This window comes from Nocardia sp. NPDC050175 (assembly GCF_044459885.1).
Taxonomy (GTDB): domain Bacteria; phylum Actinomycetota; class Actinomycetes; order Mycobacteriales; family Mycobacteriaceae; genus Nocardia.
Map to the genome: position 1 here is coordinate 63,292 of NZ_JBITJI010000008.1, position 19,998 is coordinate 83,289.

Annotated in this window: 15 protein-coding genes; 8 read left to right on the forward strand and 7 right to left on the reverse strand. The window is 66.2% G+C overall.

The window, feature by feature from the left end:
- Window positions 1-227: 227 nt before the first annotated feature.
- The 5 genes from ACIBK2_RS26785 to ACIBK2_RS26805 all read right to left on the reverse strand — a co-directional run bounded on the left by ACIBK2_RS26785 (window position 228) and on the right by ACIBK2_RS26805 (window position 4,743).
- Window positions 228-1,583: a wax ester/triacylglycerol synthase family O-acyltransferase gene (locus ACIBK2_RS26785; RefSeq protein ID WP_396970928.1), complete on the reverse strand. Its 1,356-nt coding sequence runs from the start codon at window positions 1,581-1,583 to the stop codon at window positions 228-230.
- A gap of 133 nt (window positions 1,584-1,716) precedes the next feature.
- Window positions 1,717-2,370 carry a class I SAM-dependent DNA methyltransferase gene (locus ACIBK2_RS26790; protein WP_396970930.1) on the reverse strand — a complete coding sequence of 218 codons (654 nt, stop codon included), beginning with the start codon at window positions 2,368-2,370 and terminating at the stop codon, window positions 1,717-1,719.
- A gap of 29 nt (window positions 2,371-2,399) precedes the next feature.
- Window positions 2,400-2,804, reverse strand: a complete 405-nt coding sequence (locus ACIBK2_RS26795) for a nuclear transport factor 2 family protein (RefSeq protein ID WP_396970932.1) — start codon at window positions 2,802-2,804, stop codon at window positions 2,400-2,402.
- Window positions 2,797-3,855 (reverse strand): DMT family transporter, encoded by a 1,059-nt coding sequence (locus tag ACIBK2_RS26800; protein ID WP_396970934.1) that lies wholly within the window; start codon window positions 3,853-3,855, stop codon window positions 2,797-2,799. Before ACIBK2_RS26800 ends, ACIBK2_RS26795 begins: the two co-directional genes overlap by 8 nt.
- A 153-nt stretch (window positions 3,856-4,008) precedes the next feature.
- The gene (locus ACIBK2_RS26805) at window positions 4,009-4,743 is read right to left on the reverse strand and encodes an arginase family protein (protein ID WP_396970935.1); all 735 of its coding nucleotides are present in this window, start codon (window positions 4,741-4,743) and stop codon (window positions 4,009-4,011) included.
- A 196-nt stretch (window positions 4,744-4,939) separates the two neighbouring features.
- On the opposite strand from ACIBK2_RS26805, the gene ACIBK2_RS26810 reads away from it, so the two are divergent.
- Window positions 4,940-6,082 (forward strand): N(5)-(carboxyethyl)ornithine synthase, encoded by a 1,143-nt coding sequence (locus ACIBK2_RS26810; protein ID WP_396970937.1) that lies wholly within the window; start codon window positions 4,940-4,942, stop codon window positions 6,080-6,082.
- Between the two features lie 65 nt (window positions 6,083-6,147).
- On the opposite strand, the gene ACIBK2_RS26815 is transcribed toward ACIBK2_RS26810, so the two are convergent.
- Complete coding sequence (locus ACIBK2_RS26815) at window positions 6,148-7,824, reverse strand: cutinase family protein (protein ID WP_396970939.1); 1,677 nt, start codon at window positions 7,822-7,824, stop codon at window positions 6,148-6,150.
- A 369-nt stretch (window positions 7,825-8,193) separates the two neighbouring features.
- On the opposite strand from ACIBK2_RS26815, the gene ACIBK2_RS26820 reads away from it, so the two are divergent.
- The 5 genes from ACIBK2_RS26820 (at window position 8,194) to ACIBK2_RS26840 (ending at window position 14,202) form a co-directional block, all read left to right on the forward strand.
- Window positions 8,194-9,069, forward strand: coding sequence for a DUF2268 domain-containing protein (locus ACIBK2_RS26820; protein ID WP_396970941.1), 876 nt, complete (start codon window positions 8,194-8,196; stop codon window positions 9,067-9,069).
- 305 nt (window positions 9,070-9,374) lie between these two features.
- Window positions 9,375-11,252, forward strand: a complete 1,878-nt coding sequence (locus tag ACIBK2_RS26825; protein ID WP_396970942.1) for an SCO2524 family protein — start codon at window positions 9,375-9,377, stop codon at window positions 11,250-11,252.
- 13 nt (window positions 11,253-11,265) lie between these two features.
- The gene (locus ACIBK2_RS26830; RefSeq protein WP_396970943.1) at window positions 11,266-12,183 is read left to right on the forward strand and encodes an SCO2523 family variant P-loop protein; all 918 of its coding nucleotides are present in this window, start codon (window positions 11,266-11,268) and stop codon (window positions 12,181-12,183) included.
- Between the two features lie 2 nt (window positions 12,184-12,185).
- On the forward strand, window positions 12,186-13,214 hold the full coding sequence (locus tag ACIBK2_RS26835; RefSeq protein WP_396970944.1) for an SCO2522 family protein: 1,029 nt from the start codon (window positions 12,186-12,188) through the stop codon (window positions 13,212-13,214).
- A 1-nt stretch (window position 13,215) separates the two neighbouring features.
- Entirely contained in the window at window positions 13,216-14,202 is a 987-nt protein-coding gene (locus ACIBK2_RS26840) for an SCO2521 family protein (protein WP_396970946.1), read from the forward strand.
- A gap of 4 nt (window positions 14,203-14,206) precedes the next feature.
- Here the strand turns inward: ACIBK2_RS26840 and ACIBK2_RS26845 are convergent, their stop codons facing one another.
- Window positions 14,207-15,055: a hypothetical protein gene (locus ACIBK2_RS26845; RefSeq protein ID WP_396970948.1), complete on the reverse strand. Its 849-nt coding sequence runs from the start codon at window positions 15,053-15,055 to the stop codon at window positions 14,207-14,209.
- A 180-nt stretch (window positions 15,056-15,235) separates the two neighbouring features.
- Between ACIBK2_RS26845 and ACIBK2_RS26850 the strand changes: the two genes are divergently transcribed.
- Both ACIBK2_RS26850 and eccCb read left to right on the forward strand, forming a co-directional pair.
- Window positions 15,236-15,604, forward strand: coding sequence for a hypothetical protein (locus tag ACIBK2_RS26850; protein ID WP_396970949.1), 369 nt, complete (start codon window positions 15,236-15,238; stop codon window positions 15,602-15,604).
- Window positions 15,597-19,952: a type VII secretion protein EccCb gene (eccCb, locus tag ACIBK2_RS26855; protein ID WP_396970951.1), complete on the forward strand. Its 4,356-nt coding sequence runs from the start codon at window positions 15,597-15,599 to the stop codon at window positions 19,950-19,952. The genes ACIBK2_RS26850 and eccCb overlap by 8 nt, the downstream gene beginning before the upstream one ends.
- Window positions 19,953-19,998 lie beyond the last annotated feature (46 nt).

The following is a 19,998-nucleotide window of genomic DNA, read 5'->3' on the forward strand; positions in this document are numbered from 1 at the left end:
GCGTGCTGGTCTCCCTCGCTGCCGCGCCGCCGCGAACGACGCACCGCAGCTTGTCCTAGAACGAGTTACATAGTTGTCCGCGGTGCCGTCCGGAGCATGCTCGGATCCCGACTCGTCGAATCAGCCGCGGGCCGTAGCTATCGCCATGACACGGCCGCGGCGTCCTCGACTGGTCGTGCACCATTCTTCGACAGTAACACGTTCTAGTTTTGTAGGGCAGGCCTCTTTCAGACGGCGGCTTCCTCCAGCTCGCTCAGCGCGTTCTCCAGGTGGTCGAGCAGCCGGGGGAGTTCGGGGACGCTGCGTCGGCAGCCGACCAGGCCGAAGTCGAGATTGCCCGCGTTACTGGTCAGCGTGATGTTCACGGCCTGGCCGTCGAACGGGATCGACATCGGGTAGGTGGCGTCGAGGCGGGCGCCGTTCCAGTACATCGGTTCGCGCGGGCCAGGCACGTTCGAGATGACGATGTTGAACGCCGGATTGGTCAGCGGGACCAGGCCGGGCAGCAGGCTGAGCGCGATCGGGCTGACCATGAGCGCGGACAACGCCATCGTCTGGAGGCTCGACAGCGAGCTGTACACGTCCTTGCTCTTGCGCATCGATTCGCTGACCACGCGTAGCCGGTCCAGCGGATCGGCGATGTCGGTGCCGAGGTTGCACAGCACGGCGCCGACCTTCACGCCATTGGTCTCGACATCGTCGGCCGCGCGCAGCGACATCGGCACCATGGCGATCAATGGCTTGTCCGGCAAGGCATCTCGCTCTTCGAGGTAGGAGCGCAGCGCACCGGCCGACATGGTGAGCACCACGTCGTTGATGGTCGAGCCGGTCGCCTTCTTGACCTGCTTGATCCGCTCCAATGGCCAGGAGCGGACCACGGTGCGCCGGGCTCCGCCGATGGGCACGTTGAACATGGTGCGCGGCGCCTCGAACGGCATGGTCAGCTGCTGCTGGAGCAGCACGGAGCGGGCGGTGCGCAGCAGCGTCGGCCCGGATGCGGCCGCCGACAACAGGTTTCGGGCCGCGCCGCGCAGTCCGGAGCCGGACTCGGGCGCGGGTTTGCGCGGCGTCCTCGGCAGATTCCACGGCACCTTGGCCTCGCCCGCGGTCGGTTCGCTGGTCAGCGTTCGCTGCATCACGCGTTGCGCGGAGACGCCGTCGATCAGGGCGTGGTGCATCTTCGAGTAGACGGCGAAGCGGCCGTCGGCGAGGCCCTCGATGAGGTAGACCTCCCACAGCGGGCGGTGCCGGTCGAGCAGGTTGCTGTGCAGCCGGGAGGCGAGCTCGACCAGTTGGTCCATCCGGCCGGGACGCGGCAGCGCGAGGCGGCGCACGTGGTATTCGAGCTCGACGTCGTCTTCCCTGGTCCACGCCATTTGCGGGGCGCCGAACAGGGTGGCCGGGCGCTTACGGAAGGTCGAGTCGATGTCCTTGCAGGCCAACAACTTTTCGAAGGTCTGCCCGGCGAAGTCGGGTCCGGCGTCGTCGGGCGCTTCGAACAATTGAAGCGAGCCGACGTGCATCGGGTGTTCGCGGGATTCGGCGAGCAGGAAGACAGCATCAATCGGTGCGATGAGATCCATGGTGTGGTCGCCCCCTGACGACAGGTGGTGGTTTGTAATCGAATCGACCACGTTGTCGGGCGGGCCCGCGCGCAGCCATGAATCCTGCGCGACACAACCAAGTTACCTGGTCCGGACGGTCCCTGCGCTGTCTTTAGCGAAGCTTTGATACCAGTAAGTAGGCCTGCTGGAATCGTTCGCCCGGATCCGGCTCCCGAACCATTCGGGTGTGCACCGTGAATCCGGCGTCCCGCAACAGTGCGGCAAGTCGCTCCGGTGACCAGCGGTAGGCGCGAGCCACCCTGTGGTCGAACGCTTCTACCGTGTCGGGTGTGTCGGTCGCGAAGAAGGCAAGCAGCGCGTGCCCTTCCACCTCGAGTACCCGATAGAACTCGGCCAACACCTCCGGCATGCGTTCGGGCGGCAGATGGATGAACGAATACCAGGCGACCAGCCCGCGCACGCTGGCATCGCCGAGCGCCAACTGCTCCATCGAACCCTCGGCGAAGGACAACTCCGGATACTGCTGCCGGGCAAGGGCGATCATGGCGGGTGACAGATCGATGCCGAAGGCCGGTAGGCCGAGGGTGTGCAGGTGTGCGGTGAGTCGTCCTTCGCCACAACCGATGTCGGCGACCGCGCCGGAACCGTTGGCCTGCAACAGTTCCGCGAACACGGCCAGCATCGCGCGATCGTGCGCCTGCTTGGCGAGATGACCCTTGACGAATTCCGCATAGACATCCGCGATGTCGTTGTAGGCGTTGCGGGTGATGTCCACGTCGGCGGGGGCGTTCGTATTTCCAACCACCCCAACATCATCCACATCGCCGGACGGGTTCAGGCGTCGGCCTCGAAGGCCTGCGCGACGGCCAGGCTGTCCTCATAGACGTGATGCCTGGTGACCAGGCCCGCCTCGACGGTCAGGTGCAGTGCGAACCGGGCGCGATAGGCGCGCCCGGTGCTGCGCGCGGTCTGCCGGATCTCGCCGAGCACCACCGCATCAGCGCCGTCGACGAGGACGCGCTCGATCTCGGTCGCCACCTCTTCCGGCACATGGTGTTCGGCGATCGCGCGGAAGTGGGCGGCCGATTCGGCGCCCGTCGACCGGTGCCGAATCCACGGTGTCGCGGCCCGGCCGTGCTCGGCCTCCGGCCAATCCAGCTTCCAGTCCACTTCGTCGGCGTATAGCTCAGCGATCGCATCGGCCTCGCCGGAACCGATGCGGCGCAACAATTCAGCCACCACGCTGTGGGTGGTGGACGTCGTCGACGACAAGGTCGATCCCTTCGATCTCCGGCTCGCCTCCCGTCGAGGCGGCCTGCGCATTATTCTGGCCGCGGCCGTCGACGCGGTCGATTACCTCGCGGGTAATGGTGGCCGCCTCGGGTGCCGCGGGGGTGGTGCACAACGCCTCCTCAGGTACCTCGCGGCTGCGGGCGGTGCCGAGGATCGAACCGAGGATCACCAGCGGGAAGCCGATCGCCATGCCCGCGGTGAGTGGTTCGCCGAGCGCCGCGACGCCGAGCACGATGGCCACCGCGGGATTGATGTAGGTGATCACCGTCGCGCGGGCCGGACCGACCTCGGAGATGAGCGCGAAGAACAGCAGGAACGCGGCGGCCGTGCAGATCAGCGCGAGGCCGACCACGGAAAGCGTGGCGTCGGCGGGATAGCTGGCCGGTCTGCGCCAGGCCGCGAACGGCGCGTAGACCACGGCGGCGATGATCAGCGACGCGGTCACCACGCCGAGCGGCGGCAGGTCGGCCAGCGCCCGGTTGATCACGATCGGCCCGACCGCGTACCCGATGGTGGTCAACGCGATCGCGCCAAGGGCCGCGGGATTGGACAGGTCGATATCCAGGCCGACCAACGCGGCGACGCCGGCGAACCCGACCATCAGCCCGGTGACCCGGCGCCGGTCGAAGCGGTCCTGGCCGAGCTTGGTCACGATGACCACCGCGATCAGCGGGACGGCCGCGATCAACAGCCCGACGGTCGAGCTGTTCAGCGTGGTCTCCGCGAATCCGATGAACAACCACGGCCCGACGATCTCGACCACCGTGTACAACAGCAGCGGCCGCCAGCGGCGGAACACCGGCCCTAATGCCTTGGTATACAACGCGATCGGCAACAGCACCAGCGCGCCGATCAACGTTCTGGCGAACGCGACAACCACCGGATCGAAGTCCTCCACCGCGATTCGGATCATCGCGTAGGGCACGCCCCAGATCACGCCCATCGCGAGGAATAGCAGCCAGCCGCGCCGCGTCATCGCGCGACCGCCCGTCGGCACAGAACAATGGGGGACGTCGTAACTGGCATGCTCCACTCGCTTTCGATCAAACGGGAGCTTAGACCGCAGATCCGATCATCCGACAGATCCACTTCTCAGGGCATGGACCAGGCCACTTGCCCCTACTACTCGGGGCATCAGCGCTTTTCGGCCTCAGACGGAATCGACAAGTGGGCGCAGGTGGGCGGCGGCGCCTCGATCGTTGTGCCACGTACAGGCCAGCCCGAATGCGGCAACTCGGCCGGTGTCCACGATGCCGCGGATGGCGCCGGCGACCGTTTCCAGGCTCGGGCCGCCCGGCGCGGGGAAGAGCAGTCCCGGCAGGTCGCCCGGATCGACCACATCGCAGTCGAGATGCAGGTAGAGCGGGCCGTCCGGGAGCTCGCCGAGGTCGTCCACCCTGCGGTGCCGGATCCGCGCCGTGCGCAAGAACTCCGCTTCCGGCGGATCGAGATCGCGGCCGTCGACCAGGATGGCGCGTTCCTCGGGGATGTCGCGCAGGCCGATTCGATCGGCGATCAGGTGCCTGCCGTATCCGGTGAGCATCCGCAGCGGCATGCCGCCGAGGTAGCCGGAGGTGGAGGTCTCCAGCGTCTGGACGTCGCCGTGCGCGTCGAACCAGACGATCGCCGGGTCGAATCCGGCTCGCTGCAGTCCGGCGACGACGCCGAGCGAGGTGGTGCAGTCCCCGGACGCGACCACCGCCGGGTGTTCGGCGCGGCGGATGGACGCCGCCACCTGCTCCGCGACGGTGTCGTACAACACCGCCATGCGGGCCCACGGGTCGTCGACGTCCGGTAGTTCGGGGGTGATCACTTCGTCCGGGGTCACCGGCGCATCCAGCTCGGGTAGGTACTCGTCGAGGTGGTAGGGGACGAGAAAACGCATGGGACCGAGCGTAATTCGGCGGCCGATCACAGGCACCCGATTATTGAGCGGCTCCGGCGCTGCGGCGCAGCGTGCGGATTCGGCTATGTGGTCGAGTCACTTTCGGCATCGATGTGCGCAACGCACTAGGTGATCGTGGCGCTGACCGGCCCAAATGTGGCAGGTCATGGCAGCTCGATGCGCGTAGGCTCAGTAGGTGAAGCAACTGACGATCGGTGTAGTCGCGACCTCCCGCAAAGAGGACGAGCACCGGTTGGCGATCCATCCGGCGCACCTGGACCGGATCGATCCGGGGCTTCGCGAGCGAGTTTTCCTCGAACACGGCTACGGCGACCGATTCGGTTACACCGATGAGCACCTCGCCCCGCTGGTCGCCGGACAACGCAGCCGCGAGGAACTGTTCGCCGAATGCGACGTGCTGCTGTTGCCCAAGCCGCTGCCCGAGGACCTGGAGCACCTGCGTGCCGGACAGATCGTCTGGGGGTGGCCGCACTGCGTGCAGGACCAGCGGATGACCCAGCTGGCCGTCGACCGCGGGCTCACCCTGATCGCCTGGGAGGCGATGAATCACTGGACGAAGGAAGGCAACTTCAGCGTCCACGTCTTCCACAAGAACAACGAGCTGGCCGGCTACTGCTCGGTGCTGCACGCGCTGCAGCTGCGCGGATCCAGCGGCGACTACGGGCGCCGGATGCGGGCCGCCGTGATCAGCTTCGGCGCCACCGCCCGCGGTGCGGTGCGCGCGCTCAACGCGATGGGCATCAGCGACGTCACGGTGCTGACCCAGCGCAGCGTCTCCGCCGTCGCCTCGCCGTTCGCGTCGGTGCGGATGCAGCACTTCGAGCGCGATCCCGCGAACCCCAGCCGGACCCTCGCACTGAAGGCGCCCGAACCCGGCCCGCTGGCCGAGGTGCTCGCCCAGTACGACGTGGTGGTCAACTGCATCCTGCAGGACACCGAAGAACCGCTGATGTTCGTGCTGAACGAGGATCTACCGCTGTTCGCTCGCGGCACCCTGTTCGTCGATGTCTCCTGTGACGAGGGCATGGGTTTCGAATGGGCCCGCCCCACTTCGTTCACCGACCCGATGTTCACCATCGGTGAGGACCTGCACTACTACGGCGTCGACCACAGCCCGTCCTTCCTGTGGAACTCCGCCACCTGGGAAAACTCCGAGGCCCTGCTCGAATACCTGCCCATCGTGATGGCGGGCCCCGACGCCTGGGACGGCAGCGAAACCGTCCGCCGCGCCATCGAAATCCGCGACGGGCGAGTGCAGAACCTCCGCATCCTCTCCTTCCAGAACCGCGCCGCCGCCTACCCTTACGCGGTCGTCTGATCCCGCCGACAGCAAAAGACCCTGCCCGACGCGAAGTGCGTGGGGCAGGGTCTTTTTGGATTCAGTTAACCGACGGCGCTGGTGGTCGGCGTCGGGGTGACGCTGGTGGTGGTCGGTGCCGCGGAGGTGGTTGTCGGAGTGATGGTCGGCGCCGTGGTCTCGGTCGGTGTGACCGAGGTCGGAGCCGGTGCGTTGATTGCCTGCGGTGTCACCGGGATGGTCGAGGTGGTGGTCGGTGCCACCGTCGTTGTCGGCGACGGGGTTGTCGCGGTGCTGCTCGTGGTCGGAGCGGCACTCGTGGTGGTCGGCGTCGCGCTCTTGGTCGGCGTGGCCGTCGGCGACGTCGAGGTGGGAGCTGCGGCCTTGTAGGCGGCGGCCAGATCGGCCTCGGTCGGCTGGGCGTTCGTGTCGACCTTCTTGCCTGCCTGTGCCTGCTGCGCCAGGTGGGTGATCCACGCGGCCGCGTACTCGGCGGAGGTCATCGGCTTACCGTTGGCCGGATCGGCGTCGTGCCAGTAGTCGAAGTGGTGACCGGTGTGGTCCGGGCCGAGGGTCTGCTTGTACGGATCGCTCATGATCACCGGGATGGTGTTCTGGTTGGTCACGATCAGACCGATGATCTCGTTCAGGATCTTCTGCGGCAGGTAGGCCAGCGGCGACATGTTGTCGGCCGCGATCGCGTCCGCCTTCGCCACCGGTTCCTTCGGCGCCTGGCCCGGCTTGTAGTTCGGATCCGACACCTTCAGCAGCACCTGGAGGAAGGTCTCGTCGCTCTTCAGCCAGTTCGGCTGTGACGAGATATCGGCGAACGCGGCGAGCGCGATCCGGCCGAGCACCACCGCGACGTCCTGTCCGGTCGCGGGGGTGAGTCCGTCCTGTTGGAGCGCATCGCCATTGAGCTGGCGGCCGACGTTCACCACCAGCTGCAGCAGTGAAATATTCTGCGGCGCAGAGCAAGTGAGGTCACCGTCGGAGCAGAACGACGCGATCTTGCCGTTCAGCGCGCCGAAGTCGCCGCTGGTACCCGGCAGGGCGCCCTGGCCCGGCGTCGGGTTCTTGCCGTTCTGGTAGTTCTGGTCGAAGCCGTCGGGATGGCTCGGGTCCTTCGCGCCGGGGAACGGCCCGTCGCCCGCCGAGCGACCGGCGTCGGCGATGATGACCACACCGACGACCTTGGCCGGATCGACGATCCCGTATTCGCCGTCCTTGCCCGCCTCCTGATGCCCGACCTTCATCGCGACGCGGCGCACGACGTCGGCGCCCTCGCTGTAGCCGACGATGGAGAACTTGGTGTTCGGGCACGCCTGCGCGATCTGCCGCATCACCTGTTCGGTATTCGCGGCACCGGTGTTGACGGCGTCCTCATAGGTCGCCAGGTTCGCCGGATACGCGATGTAGACGGCGGCGTAGGAGCCGGGATCGACGGCGCCTGCGGCCGGGTTGACCACCGGATCGACCCACTCGCTGTTGTAGTCACCCGCGAGCGCGGCGGGCAGTTCGTTGCCGTTGGCGTCGACCAGCAGCTTCGTCGTGCCCTGCTTCGGTGTGTCGTTACGGCCCGCCACCGAGATGCTGACCATGTCGTGGCACTCGGTGACCGACGAGGTGAGCTGGGTATCCCTGGTCTGCGGCGACGACGTCAGCGCGAACGTGGTCGCGACGATCGCCGCGACGCCGAGCACCGCGGGCGCGGCGACCGCCGAGGCAATGCGATGTCGGGCGAAGAACCCGCGAAAATCCATGTCCTGTTTCCCCATTCCAATTACCGGCATGTTGGACGGGCAGGCCCCCCGAGGCCGTGCGTCACCAAGGACGTCGGAAAAGGGGAGGTGAGCGTTACGGTGCCGAGTCCATAAGGCGCCGCCGGACACGGTCGAGTCACGCTGTGGCAACGGCATTTGCCCCCATCAATAGGGGCATCGACCATTCCTGGTTGAGATCGGCTACACCTGGTGAATGCCGAGGTAATGGAATCGGCGAATTCTGATCATGGCGGTGTCGAAAACCGCTCATATGGCTGAAAAGTGACATTGCCGACTCGGCGTGACCGCACGGTCTCGCCGAAAAATCCGTTGACCTTGACGCTGCGTCGATCACTATCGTGATCGACCGTGACGATCACCGTGCTGGACAGCTACACCGCGACGCGCGCCATCCTGACCGCGCCGCTCGCCGAACGACCCGAGTTGCTGCGCCGGATGCTCGAACCGACCGCGGACATGTACCGCTACTTCCCCGGCACGCCGGACCTGGTGCAGCTGCACCACATGAGCGGCGGGTTCCGCGCCGACCGCGCAGTCGACGGAGCCCTGGCCGGGCTGGAGGAACTACACGACGCGCAGGCCTGGGATCGGATCGAAGCCGCCATGAACGCGGCGCTGTCGGTTCAGTTGACCGCGACACCGGATATCCGGGTCCCCGACATCACGGTGATGATCGTGCTCGGCGACCACACCGACGCACACTTCATCGACGTAGGCCTTGGTATGAGTGGTAACGGCGGCATTTCCGGCTACATCTGGCTCGCGTTCTGGCCGAGCCCGGAGAATCTGGCGCGGCTGGAGGCGGTGGCGGTGCACGAGCTGAATCACAACCTGCGCTACAGCAACGTGCGGTGGGACCCGGAAACCGTGACGGTCGGTGAGCACGTGGTCAGCGAGGGCCTCGCCGACGCGTTCGCCAGGCACCTGTACGGCGACCTCGGCTATACCCGCATCGGCGTGCCGTCGCTGACCGATGATGCGGTGTACGACAAGGTGATCGGCGGCCTCGGCGTGCGCGGCATGCAGAACTTCGCCGCCTACGTCCACGGCGATGCGATCGCGGCGCGATACGGCGGCACGCCCGTCGGGCTGCCGACCGGTGCGGGCTATGCCGTCGGAAACCGGCTCGTGGACGCGTATCTCGCGCGCACCGGACAGCAGTCGCCCGATGCGCTGCTCGTCGACGCCGCGGACGTCATCGAATTGGCGACGAAGGGTCGCTAGCGGGAAAGTCTGTCACGCAACGTTTCCAGCAACCGCACCATTCTTAGGCGCAAATCCTTAGCAAAGAACGCGACCTGTCCCGCTTGTCCGTCCGTGGCAGCGGGGAACCCGGGTTATTGCACGTGTCACCGGTTACCGCGATACGCTTCTGTGGCAGGCAATAGGTGTTGCTCTGGTCAGTAGATGGCCGCGAACGATGTTGTCCGCGTGGAGACTAACCGGATAAAGAAACTGGGCGGTCGGCTTTGTTGCCGGGCGCTCTGTTCTCATGCGAGTCCTCTGAGACAACAGAAAGGCTGCGATCAATGAGAATCCAGCCACGGCGCCAGATATTGAATGTCTGGAGTTCACTGCTGGCCGCCTGCTATCACGACGACACCTGGGTCTGGGGCGGGCGCGACGGCTCCAACTCCATCAGTGACGCCGAGCAACTGTTGTGTCTGCTTTATCCCGCCACCCAGATCGATAGCTTCTCGCTGCACAACCCCGACCGGATCGCCGACGATGTCCGGACGACGCTCAAACCCCTTGGCCGCGAACGCCGCATCGGTCTCAAGATCGTCGAGGTGATGGACGAGTATCTGCGGCGCTACGAACGCGACGATCAGCCGATCTTCTCGGGCGGCAGTTACCTGCGAGCCACCGAGGGGATCGAGGCGAACGAGCGACAGCGCGCGGTCGACGTGGTCGATTCCTACTCGATGTCGCTCACCGTCTGCCTGGCCGGGCTGCAATACCTGCGCGCGCTGCAGGATTCGATCGGTTCCGGCGACCAGCAGCGGCTGGAGCGGCTGATCAAGCCGGTGCAGGCCCGGCTCAACAAGCGACTCACCGCGGCCATGGTCGGGCTGGTGCGCAGCTTCGTGGTGCAGTCGGTGGATCCGGAGACCGACACGGGCGCGGCGATGCTCAGCATGTTCAATCAGACCGGGGCCGAAAACGACGCGATCGTCGCGAGCCTGGCCAAACGGCTCGAGCGGGTCCGCGGTCGGCTGCTCCGAGATGTCACGCTCAACAAGACGCCACAGGCCGACCTTGCCAGCCCGGCGCTGATGTTCGAGTGCGGCTGGAGCTGGGGCGTGGTCGAAGGCGCCGAGGTCATCGACTTCATCGACGTGCCGATCGCCAAGTCGGAGGGTTTCGCGGTCGGGCGTCCGTATCTGTATTTCACCATTACCGCGTTGGACGGCATCAACGACTTGACCCAGCCGCGCACCCGCGAGCTCGATCTGCTCGACGCGGACCAGCGCCGCTTGGCCGACGCGCTGCAATTGCGCTGGGACCTGGCGCAACGCTATTGGTCGGCGATGGCCCGTTTCGGCGAAGGGGATTGGCCACTCGAGGACATTCCGTGGCGCACCTCCGACGGCGAGGAATCGGACTATTTCAGCCTCTGCGTTTCCGGCCTGCTGATCCAGGACCTCATTGCCCGCGAAGCCGATGACGACGACCTCACCAGGGCCACGCGAATTTTCGATGAGCTGGCTCGCCGCGGCCGGATCACCCGCAGGCTGACCGAGAACGATCCCGCGCGCCGCCTGCACGTGCCAGGGGTGCTGCTGCGATTGAACGGTACCGAGGCCATCGACGACGGCCCGCTGCTGTACTGGGCGGTGTCGGACTACGCGCCCATGTTGCTGAAACGGACGCTGCAGGCGGCCCAGCTGTCGCGCACGCTGTCCACCCGCAGGCAATTGCTGGAACTGGCGCAGTCGACCATGGACCATCTGGAATTGCGTGCCTTTCAACGTATTCCGGCCAAGGGTCTGTGGGACGACGCCTTGCGGGTTTTCGTGGAACCATCGCCGACCGGCGAGGTGGTCCCGCCCGCGTCGGACGGGCCGCAGGAACCTTCCTGGTACTTCACCGAGCGCATCATCGAATGTCTGGTCGTCGCCGAATCGTCCTACCAGAATCCGCCGTTCCGATCTCCGACGTCGCTGACCCGCGCGCTGGAACTGCTCGACGAGGCCGACCATCTGCTCAATCAAAAATTCCTGGAGCTCAGCGAACGGGACAACACACCGAATCGCCGGGCGTTGGAGAACATAGAAAAGAATCTGGTGCGCGCAAGCAGATTGGTCGACGAACGTCCGGCCACGGCATTCAGTCTCTGTGTCGACGCGCTGCGTGAATTGGACGGGCTAGAAGTCGCCGGCCTCGATGCCATGAGGGGTGAATAGGTTGAGCGAGCGCATGCTTGTATTCTCTACCTCGGACAAGGGCGGCACCGGCCGTTCGGTGACGAGCTGCAATATCGCCTACCGGCTCAGTGTGGACGGCAAAAGCGTCGCGTACCTCGACTTCGATTTCGGCTCACCGACTTCGGGTGCCCTGTTCGAGATCGAAAAAATGGATCGCGGCGTATCCGGCAAGCAGGGATTGCACGAATACCTGAACGGCCGGATCACCATACCGGCCAGGTGCGATATCCGGTCGGAGACCAATCGCAAAGACCTGCACGCGCTTCGGCATCCCTACCAGCTCACCCTGTTTCCGGGTGATCGCGGCGGCGGGGAGTTCCCCGCGTCCGCGCAGGTGGTGAAGCAGTGCGTCGAGCTGTTGATGATCTGCCAGCAGGAATTCGATGTCACCTTCGTCGATCTCAGCGCGGGCCGTTCGGCGGCATTGGAGATAGTGCTGCGGGCCACGGCGGCCGAACCCCTGCGTGCGGTGGCGGCGCGGTGGCTTGTCTTCCATCGGTGGACCCGCCAACATATCCTCGCGGCGAACGGCCTGGTACACGGCCCGAACGGATTGCTGGAGGCGGGGCAGAAATGCGGCCACGACGTCGGTGACCTGCTCGAGTCGGTGCGCTATATCCGCACCGCGGTGCCGTCGACGAACGAGGGATCCGGCGACAAGGACCGTGGGCCGCAGTGGGCTTGGTTGCGCAAGCAGAACGAGGCGCTGGAACAGCTCGCCCTGGCCAATCAATTGGGCTCCAGCGTCACGCTCGGCACGACACCGATGGAGCCGGTGCTGCAGTGGCGCGAGCAGCTGATCCTCGACGCCGACGTCGATGCGAAGATCGCCAACGAGGAAACCGTGAACGCCTTCACGGAGTTGGCCGTTGAACTCATGGACGACGCGACGTGGGAGAGGCTCTTCTGACGATGAACGCCACTGTGTACAGCGAGGCGGCCGAGCAGGTCCAGACCGCCGGGGTGAAATTCGCGCACCTGTCCATCGAGACCGGGCACTTCTACATGAAGAGCCTGCTCGATGGGGAAGAGAAGATCCGTGCCCATTTCCAGCGGGTAGCCAGGCTGGTCGAGCTGCATACCGCCGAGGCCGAGGCGGAATACGGCAAATCGGCGCGGGTGAGCACCTGCTTCCTGGTCGATGACTACTTCGGGTCGAACACCGACCCCAGCGAGATTCTGGACAAGGTGCTCGGCATCGCCGACAAATGCGGGCTGCGCATCGATTACCTCGCGCGCGAGGCCGGGTGCTGGGAGACACCGCTGTATGTCGACGGCCGCCTGACCGGGCAGCAGATCCCGCTGGCCGAGATGGTCGCGTCCTGGGTGGTCGCCGAACCGTTGAAGCAGACGACGGGCCAGCGTCCGCCCGACGTCGAGTCCGGCTGGCTGTGCAACGGACGTCGCTCCTCCGAACACGACTCGGAGCAGGCGATGCAGGTGGCGGCGGCGTATCGCCGCCCGGAGGAGTTCGCGAGCCGGGAGCACACGATCTTCCTCGACATCGAGCTGTGGAACACCCAGATCAACAAGGACGGCGAGGAGCACACCCGCTGGTCGTGCCCGTTCCTTGCCGCGATCTGGCAGCTGCTGCGCCTTGGCATGGTTCGCTACGAGGGCAGGGCGGTGGTCGAGCCGCAACCTCGCGGTGCGAGCTGGCCGGCGAGCTGGTGGGAGATGCCGTCCGTCATCCAGCTGAACCCCCATGCCGCGCCGTTCGAGGCGTATCGAGCTCTGTCCATCCTGCCGCGCGAGTATGTGAAGATCGAACACGCGGTGCAGACCATCCTCGATCACATCGTGATCGATCAGGAAGTGTTGAACAAGGCCATCATTCGCGCCGATGCGGAGGGGATCGCGATGCCGCGGGAGATCACCGGGCGGCTGTCGCACATGTTCGTCGATGAGGTCGCCAAGCGCCCGCGCGCCGGTAAGGCCTGATATGGCACAGGCACAAGCGAATTCGGATGACGCGCCGCTGGTCGTGCTCGGCGAGATACACACCTGCCTGCTGCCGTCACAGCACGTGCTGGACACCGCGGCATGTATCGAACTGCTGAGCGCGGTACAGCGCGGCCTCACGGTGACCTCCAGGGAGCGGCCGATGCCGCTGGTGGTCTCGCCGAATCGTTTCGAGGGCGTCGACTGCAACCTGATTCCGGTGTCGGGCAAGCACATTCACGTGATCGGCACGGTGGCGTCGCGCACGGTGGTGATCGGCGGCCGGGTGCTGCAGGGCTCGTCCCAGACCCGGGTGATGCGCGCCGAGGAACGGCAGCCCTGGTCGTACTACCTGAGCAGGCCGGGAACCGTGGACGCGGTGAGCAAGCTCGGCAGCGAGCCCGCAGGCCGAGTGGTGGACGGGCACCTGAGCTCGCACGGTGACGACAAGCTCGATCTGACCTCGATCAGCCAGCGGATGTCGACCTTCGCCAGGGTGGATCCCCGGCTGGATCAGAAAATGCCGTTCCGGGCGGGCACCACTCGGCTGCGCTGGGCCGTCGAGGTGGGTGATGAGTCGGATCAGTTGCCCCGCTTCGCCTTTCATCTTGCGGGCAACACGCTGCGGACGGTGCGGCTCACGCTCGCCGGTTCGAATGTGGCTGCGGCGCAACGTTTCTGCGAGGATCTCGCGATCCACGATTGGCTGCTGACCGCGATAGGTCAGGTGGCCGATCGTGCGGGACGTAGCGATCACGAGACCGATGCACTGCTGGATCAGCTGGTGCCGCTACTGGATCAGCTGGTGCCGCTGTGGATGCCGGGCGCGCACACCGCGCCGCAGCTGCGTCAGTTGTGGGCGGATCTGGAGACGGACCCCGGCTTCACCCGCCAATGGACCGCGCGGGTCGGGCAATTGCGCGACCGCATGACCACCGCGACCCTCAAGGCGCTGCGCCATTCCAAGATCATCAGCCACGACTGGTGAAGTCTCAGAGCCGAAACCAGCGACGTACCAGCAGCGCGAAGAACACCGACGTCGATAACACCCCCGCGTACGCCTCCACCACGAACACCAGCTGATCGGTCCCGTCGAGCCCCGCGGTATCCGCGGGGCCGAGGGGATTCAGATAGTTCATGGCGCAGTCGTAGACGATCGACAGGGTCGACTCGGTGGACAGCGCACGCACGACCACAATCGACAATGCGACCTGGAGAATGATCCACAGCAGCATTCGATACGGGCGATAGCCGTAGCCGCACACCAGGTCCGAGAAATAGCCGACGAAGCGACGCCACCGGACCGGCTGCGCCCACCGCTTGGCCCGGGCCAGACTCAGGCCGCAGCGGTCCTCCGCATCGGTATCGCCGTCCTGGCGGTACAGGCTCCACGCCCGCCGGAACGACAGCGCCGCGTGACCGGGCAGGTCGAGCGCCAGCAGGCCGCCGAGCTGTTCGTAGACCTCGGCGAGCCGTCGGCTTTGCGTGCGGCTCAACTTCAGTGGGCCACGGTATTCGACCTCGGCGGCGAACAAGGCGACCAAGATTTCCGGAGCTATCTGCGCCGCCGAGTCCGACGCCTTGCCGAGGTCTGCGTAAGCGCGGGCGAACAACAGGCTGTCGCTGCGCCGTCGAATGCCGGGCGGGTCGTACCCGGCGATGACGGCCTCGACGTGGCGGTTGAACGAATCCAGCAGGTCCTGTTCGCCTTCTCGCCTGCGGTCGACCCAGTTCTTCGCCAAGAACGGATAAAGGTCCAGATCGGCGTATGCCTTGGCATGCCGGTCAACCCGGGTGAACATCGAGCGCGCGAAATGCGAATCCTGTTGTTGCTCATCCACTGCAGCCCCACCATCGACGTCGTTTTTCGGCGCACCGCCACGATAACGCGATACGACAATTGAGCCGACGTTCTCGCCGAGGTGCAAGCCCACACATCGTTTGCCGTGTTCACGGGCAGGTGCGTAGCTAGAATGTTGTTGTGCCGCACCATGCGGCGGGGTGCGACGGGGAGGCAAGCCATGGCCGACGTGTTGTTCATCGTTTCGGCTGGTTCGGGGGACGAACAGCAGTTGGATCGCCTGGCCGAAGAACTGGCCGGCGAGCTACGGGAAGTCTCCGGGGTGACGATCGGTGCGGTGACGACAACCGGCAGTCCCGGCACCAAATCCGGTACCGCAGTGGAGATCGGTCAGCTGCTGGTATCCGGGGGTGCGCTCAGCACCACTGCCTGGGCAATCCGCGATATCGTCCTGCGCTTCCTGGCCCGCGGCCGCGCGGAATCCGTCACCGTGCGCAACGGCGACCGCGACGTCACCATCGTCCGGCCGACCGATGGACAGGTCGACGGCGTCGTCGATCAGTTGCGGAGTCTATTCGCCGATGACTAGCCCGCGGGGTCGCCGGATCGCGCTGTTCGTCGCCAACGACACCTTCTACTCGACGTCGATCTCGCAGCTCTACGCGCCGGTATCGGATGCCAGAGAGCTGCGAAACCTGTTGCACGACCCGAGCATTGGCGCGTTCCAGCCCGCGGAAATACTGGTCAACGAGTCGAAGACGGAGATCGAGCGCAGCATCGAGCGGCTGTTCCGCAATGCGGGCCCGGAAGATCTCGTGCTGTTCTACTACTCGGGCCACGGTTTCCGCACCAGCCGCAACCTGTATCTGGCCGCCTGCAACACCGATCCGAACCTGCCGAGCAGTTCCGCGGTGTCGTCCGCGTTCATCAAGGAGCTGATCCGCGAGTCGAGCGCCGCGGCGAAGATCATCCTGCTCGATTGCTGCTACAGCGGCGCGTTTCTCGGTAATGACGTGATCAAGGCGGTCGGCGGCATCGACGACGGCGTCGGCGAGCACCTGGTCACCGGGGACGGGATCTGCGTGATGACCGCCTGTACCGGCGTGCAGATCGCCGAGGACGGGATACGTTCCGCCGCAGATGATTCCGTACCGCTGTCGATGTTCACCTCGGCGATCGTCAACGGCATCACCACCACCGGGCTGGCGGGCAACGGGACCGGGGAGATCAGCACGCACGACCTGTGGACGTATGTCAGCGACGAGGTGCGCCGCCGCACTGATCGCCAAACACCAAGTCACTACGGCTTTTTGAACGACGAGGTGTACATCGCCCGCACGCGACGCCGGACCGCGGGTGCGAGCGACGGCGGCGATCGGGTGCTGCTCGGCAGTCTGCTCGGGCGTTTGGAGCAGGTGGAGGACGCCGGACTGCGGGCGGAAAGTTGGTGGGGCACCGGCAAATTGGCGGTGCCGATCGGCAGGCAACGCCGACCGGACGGCACCGTCGGCGATATCGTGCAGCTCGAGTTCGCCGGGCCGGACAACGGCCTGCTGGTCGTCGGTCGCGCGGGTTCCGGCAAGAGCACTCTGCTGCGCACCTTGGTGGCGTCGCTGGTCCTGACCCATTCACCGGGCGAAGCGCGCGTGCACGTCCTGGAATCCAGCAATCGGTTGGGCTCGATGCGCGAGCTGCCGCACGTCGCCGACGTGGTCTGCGACGACGAGCCCGAGCAGGTCGCCGCCCTGTTGCAGCGCATGCTCGAGGAGATCAGCAGCCGAAAGCGGCTGTACCGCAAGCACAATATCGACTCACCGGCCAGCCTGCGGGCGGTCCGCGACGCGCTGCCCGAGGGGCCGGTGCCGGATCTGTTCCTGGTGCTCGACCGCTGGGACGATTTCGCGGAGCTGCTGCCCGCGGCGGCGGACACGGTGCGCCGCATCGCCGATGCCGGGCCGGAATACGCCGTGCACGTGGTCGCCACCGTGCGGGACTGGAACGAGGTGCCGGACTGGATGGCCAGGCTGCTGGCCGTCCAGATCGAGCTGCGCATGCATCAGCCGCGCGATTCACACATCGATCCGGAGCTTGCGGTGCGCCTGCCGGAAGGTCCAGGGTGGGCGCTGCACCAGCAACAACCCTTCCGGATCGCGGTACCTGATATTCGTGAGCCACCCGCTGACCCCGCGATGGTGGACGATTTCACCGATGGCGCTGCGGATCTCGTCGCTCGCCTGCGGGCACGGCACACGGCCGCAGGGCTCGGCCCCGGATCGACCGGGCCTGAGGTCGAGGCCGACTTCGCCGCATTGCACGGCCTCGACGATGTCTCGGTGTTCGACATCGGCCAGTGGTGGCGCGAACGCCCCGCGCGGGAGTTGCTGCGTATCCCCATCGGCGCGACGCGACCCGGCGACCCGGTGCTGCTCGACCTCAAACAGGGGGCCGAGGGCGGCATGGGCCCGCACGGGCTGGTGGTCGGTGCGATCGGCTCGGGCAAATCGGAGCTGCTGCGGACCATCGTGCTCGGACTGGCGTTGCGGCACAGCCCGGATCAGGTGAACTTCCTGCTCGTCGACTTCAAGAACGGTGCGACGTTCCAGCCGTTGACCAGCCTGCGGCACCTGGCCGGACATGTCCGGAATGTGGAACAGGATCTCTACCTGAGGGACCGGTTGCAGGATGTGCTCGACGGCGAGATCGACCGACGGCGCAGGCAGCTCGAGGAGAGCGGTCCGTACACCACGATCGGCGAATACGAGCGGGCCCGCGCGGGCGGCGCGGCCCTGCCGCCGCTGCCCGTGCTGGTGATCGTGATCGAGGAGTTCGTGGAATTGCTGTCCGGGACTTCGACGTTCGTCGATGTGCTGGTCCGGATCGGGCGCCTCGGCCGGTCGCTGGGCATGCATCTGCTGCTCGGCACCCAGCGTCCCGATGAATGGCGGTTGCGCGCGCTCGACAGCTATCTGTCGTATCGCATTGCGCTGCGGACCTTTTCGCCCGCCGAATCGCGATTGGTACTCGGCACCACCGATGCTTATCACCTGCCGCGGGTGCCCGGCTACGGGTATCTGCGAATCGGCACCGGCACCGCTACGCGCTTCCGGGCCGCGTACGCGTCCGGTCCGGGACCGTCCGTTCCCGGTGACAGCGATACTGAGCCGGTCGATCGCCCGGTGTCGGAATCGCTCGCCGTCGCCCTAGGCAGGCACGGATCCGCGGCACATCTCGTGTGGACCGACCCGCTGAGCGACTCGCCGACGGTGGGAATGCTTTTGCGACAGCGGAATTCACCGCCGTCGACGGATGGGCCCGGACTGCTGCGGCTGCCGATCGGGGTCGTCGATGTGCCGCGCAAGCATTACCGCGAGGTGCTGTGCGTGGACCTGTCGGACAGTTCCGGTCACATGGCGATCGTCGGAGGTCCGCGTTCGGGGAAGTCGACCGCGCTGCGGACGCTGATGGTGGCCGCCGCGGCCACGCACACACCCGAGCAGGTGCAGTTCTACTGCCTGGACCTCGGTGGCGCCCTGGCCGGACTGGCCGAGTTCCCCCATGTGGGATCTGTTGCCGGGCGACGCGACTCGGATCGCGTGCGCCGCACCGTCGCTGAGGTCGGCGCGCTCGTCGGTCGCCGGGCACAACGGTTCCGCGAACTCGGCATCTCCTCGATGCACGAATTCCGTTCCCGTAAGGCGCGATTGATCGAGATATCACTGGAAAAGCAAGCAGCCGACCCGATCTCGGCGGACCGGTACGGCGACGTCTTCCTGATGGTCGACGGACTCGATGTCGTCCAGCAGGACTACCCGGCACTCGAGCAGGCCATCATCACCATCGCGACGCAGGGACCCCGCTACGGCATCCATGTCGTGGTCACGCTGCCGCCGTGGACCAGGACCCGGCTCGCGCTGCCCGACATGGTCGGCACCCTGATCGAACTGCGGCTCGGCGACCCCGCGGACTCCCAACTGGACCGTCAGGCCGCGGGAACGGTGCCACCCGATCGGCCGGGCCGCGGCCTTTCCCCCGACAAACTGCACCTGCTCATCGCGCTGCCACGGCTGGACTCGATCACCGACCCGAAGCAGTTGCCAGCCGGTATCGCCGCAGCCGCCCGGCAGCTGCGGACAATCTATGGTTCGCGACAAGCCCCCGAGGTCCGGCTGCTGCCACTCGAGATTCCCCGCGCGCACGTGCTGCGGTCGGCCCTGCACGCAGGTGTCGCGCAGGACGTGACACACCTGGCGGTTGGCCTCGGCGAGAACGAATTGTCTCCGCTCATAATGGATTTCGACGCCCACCCACATCTCATGGCGTTCGCGGACCAAGGCTGCGGCAAGACCACACTGCTGCACAACATCCTGCTCGGCATCAGCGAGAATTCCACCCCCGAGCAGGCCCAGATCCTCCTGATCGACTACCGCCGCACCCTGCTACACGCGGTCGACCCGAACCGCCTGACGGCCTATTGCGCTTCGGCGACAACAGTTCCGGACGCCATCGACCAGCTCTGCCACCTCCTCACCACCCGCCTCCCCGGCCCCGAGATCGGCCCCAACCAACTCCGCGACCGCACCTGGTGGACCGGCCCCGAGTACTACGTCGTCGTCGACGACCACGACCTGATCGTCACCGAAGGCGACGATCCCCTGGAGCCCCTCCTCGAGTTCCTGCCAACCGCCTACGACATAGGCCTGCACCTGATCATCACCCGCCGAGCAACCGGCCTGGCCAGAGCACTACACAGCACCCTGCTCGCCCGACTCCGCGAAGAATCCGCAGCAGCCCTACTCATGAGCGCCCCCGCCGAAGAAGGCAAACTCTTCGGCGGCGACCTCCGAGCCACCCCCCTCCCCCCGGGCCGAGGCACCCTCGTCACCAGATCCCAAGAGCCCCAACTCATCCAGATCGCCTACCTACCGCCACCCCAGTGAAACCCGGTTATGAAGGCAGCTTCTGCATGGCCCGCTCGGCCTGCTT

What these genes read in the sequence shown, in the direction of transcription:
- ACIBK2_RS26835 (WP_396970944.1), top strand. Translation starts at nt 12,186, where the DNA reads ATGAACGCCACTGTGTACAGCGAGGCGGCCGAGCAGGTCCAGACCGCC.
- eccCb (WP_396970951.1), top strand. Translation starts at nt 15,597, where the DNA reads ATGACTAGCCCGCGGGGTCGCCGGATCGCGCTGTTCGTCGCCAACGAC.
- ACIBK2_RS26815 (WP_396970939.1), bottom strand. Translation starts at nt 7,824, where the DNA reads ATGGATTTTCGCGGGTTCTTCGCCCGACATCGCATTGCCTCGGCGGTC.
- ACIBK2_RS26805 (WP_396970935.1), bottom strand. Translation starts at nt 4,743, where the DNA reads ATGCGTTTTCTCGTCCCCTACCACCTCGACGAGTACCTACCCGAGCTG.
- ACIBK2_RS26850 (WP_396970949.1), top strand. Translation starts at nt 15,236, where the DNA reads ATGGCCGACGTGTTGTTCATCGTTTCGGCTGGTTCGGGGGACGAACAG.
- ACIBK2_RS26840 (WP_396970946.1), top strand. Translation starts at nt 13,216, where the DNA reads ATGGCACAGGCACAAGCGAATTCGGATGACGCGCCGCTGGTCGTGCTC.
- ACIBK2_RS26825 (WP_396970942.1), top strand. Translation starts at nt 9,375, where the DNA reads ATGAGAATCCAGCCACGGCGCCAGATATTGAATGTCTGGAGTTCACTG.
- ACIBK2_RS26830 (WP_396970943.1), top strand. Translation starts at nt 11,266, where the DNA reads ATGCTTGTATTCTCTACCTCGGACAAGGGCGGCACCGGCCGTTCGGTG.
- ACIBK2_RS26785 (WP_396970928.1), bottom strand. Translation starts at nt 1,583, where the DNA reads ATGGATCTCATCGCACCGATTGATGCTGTCTTCCTGCTCGCCGAATCC.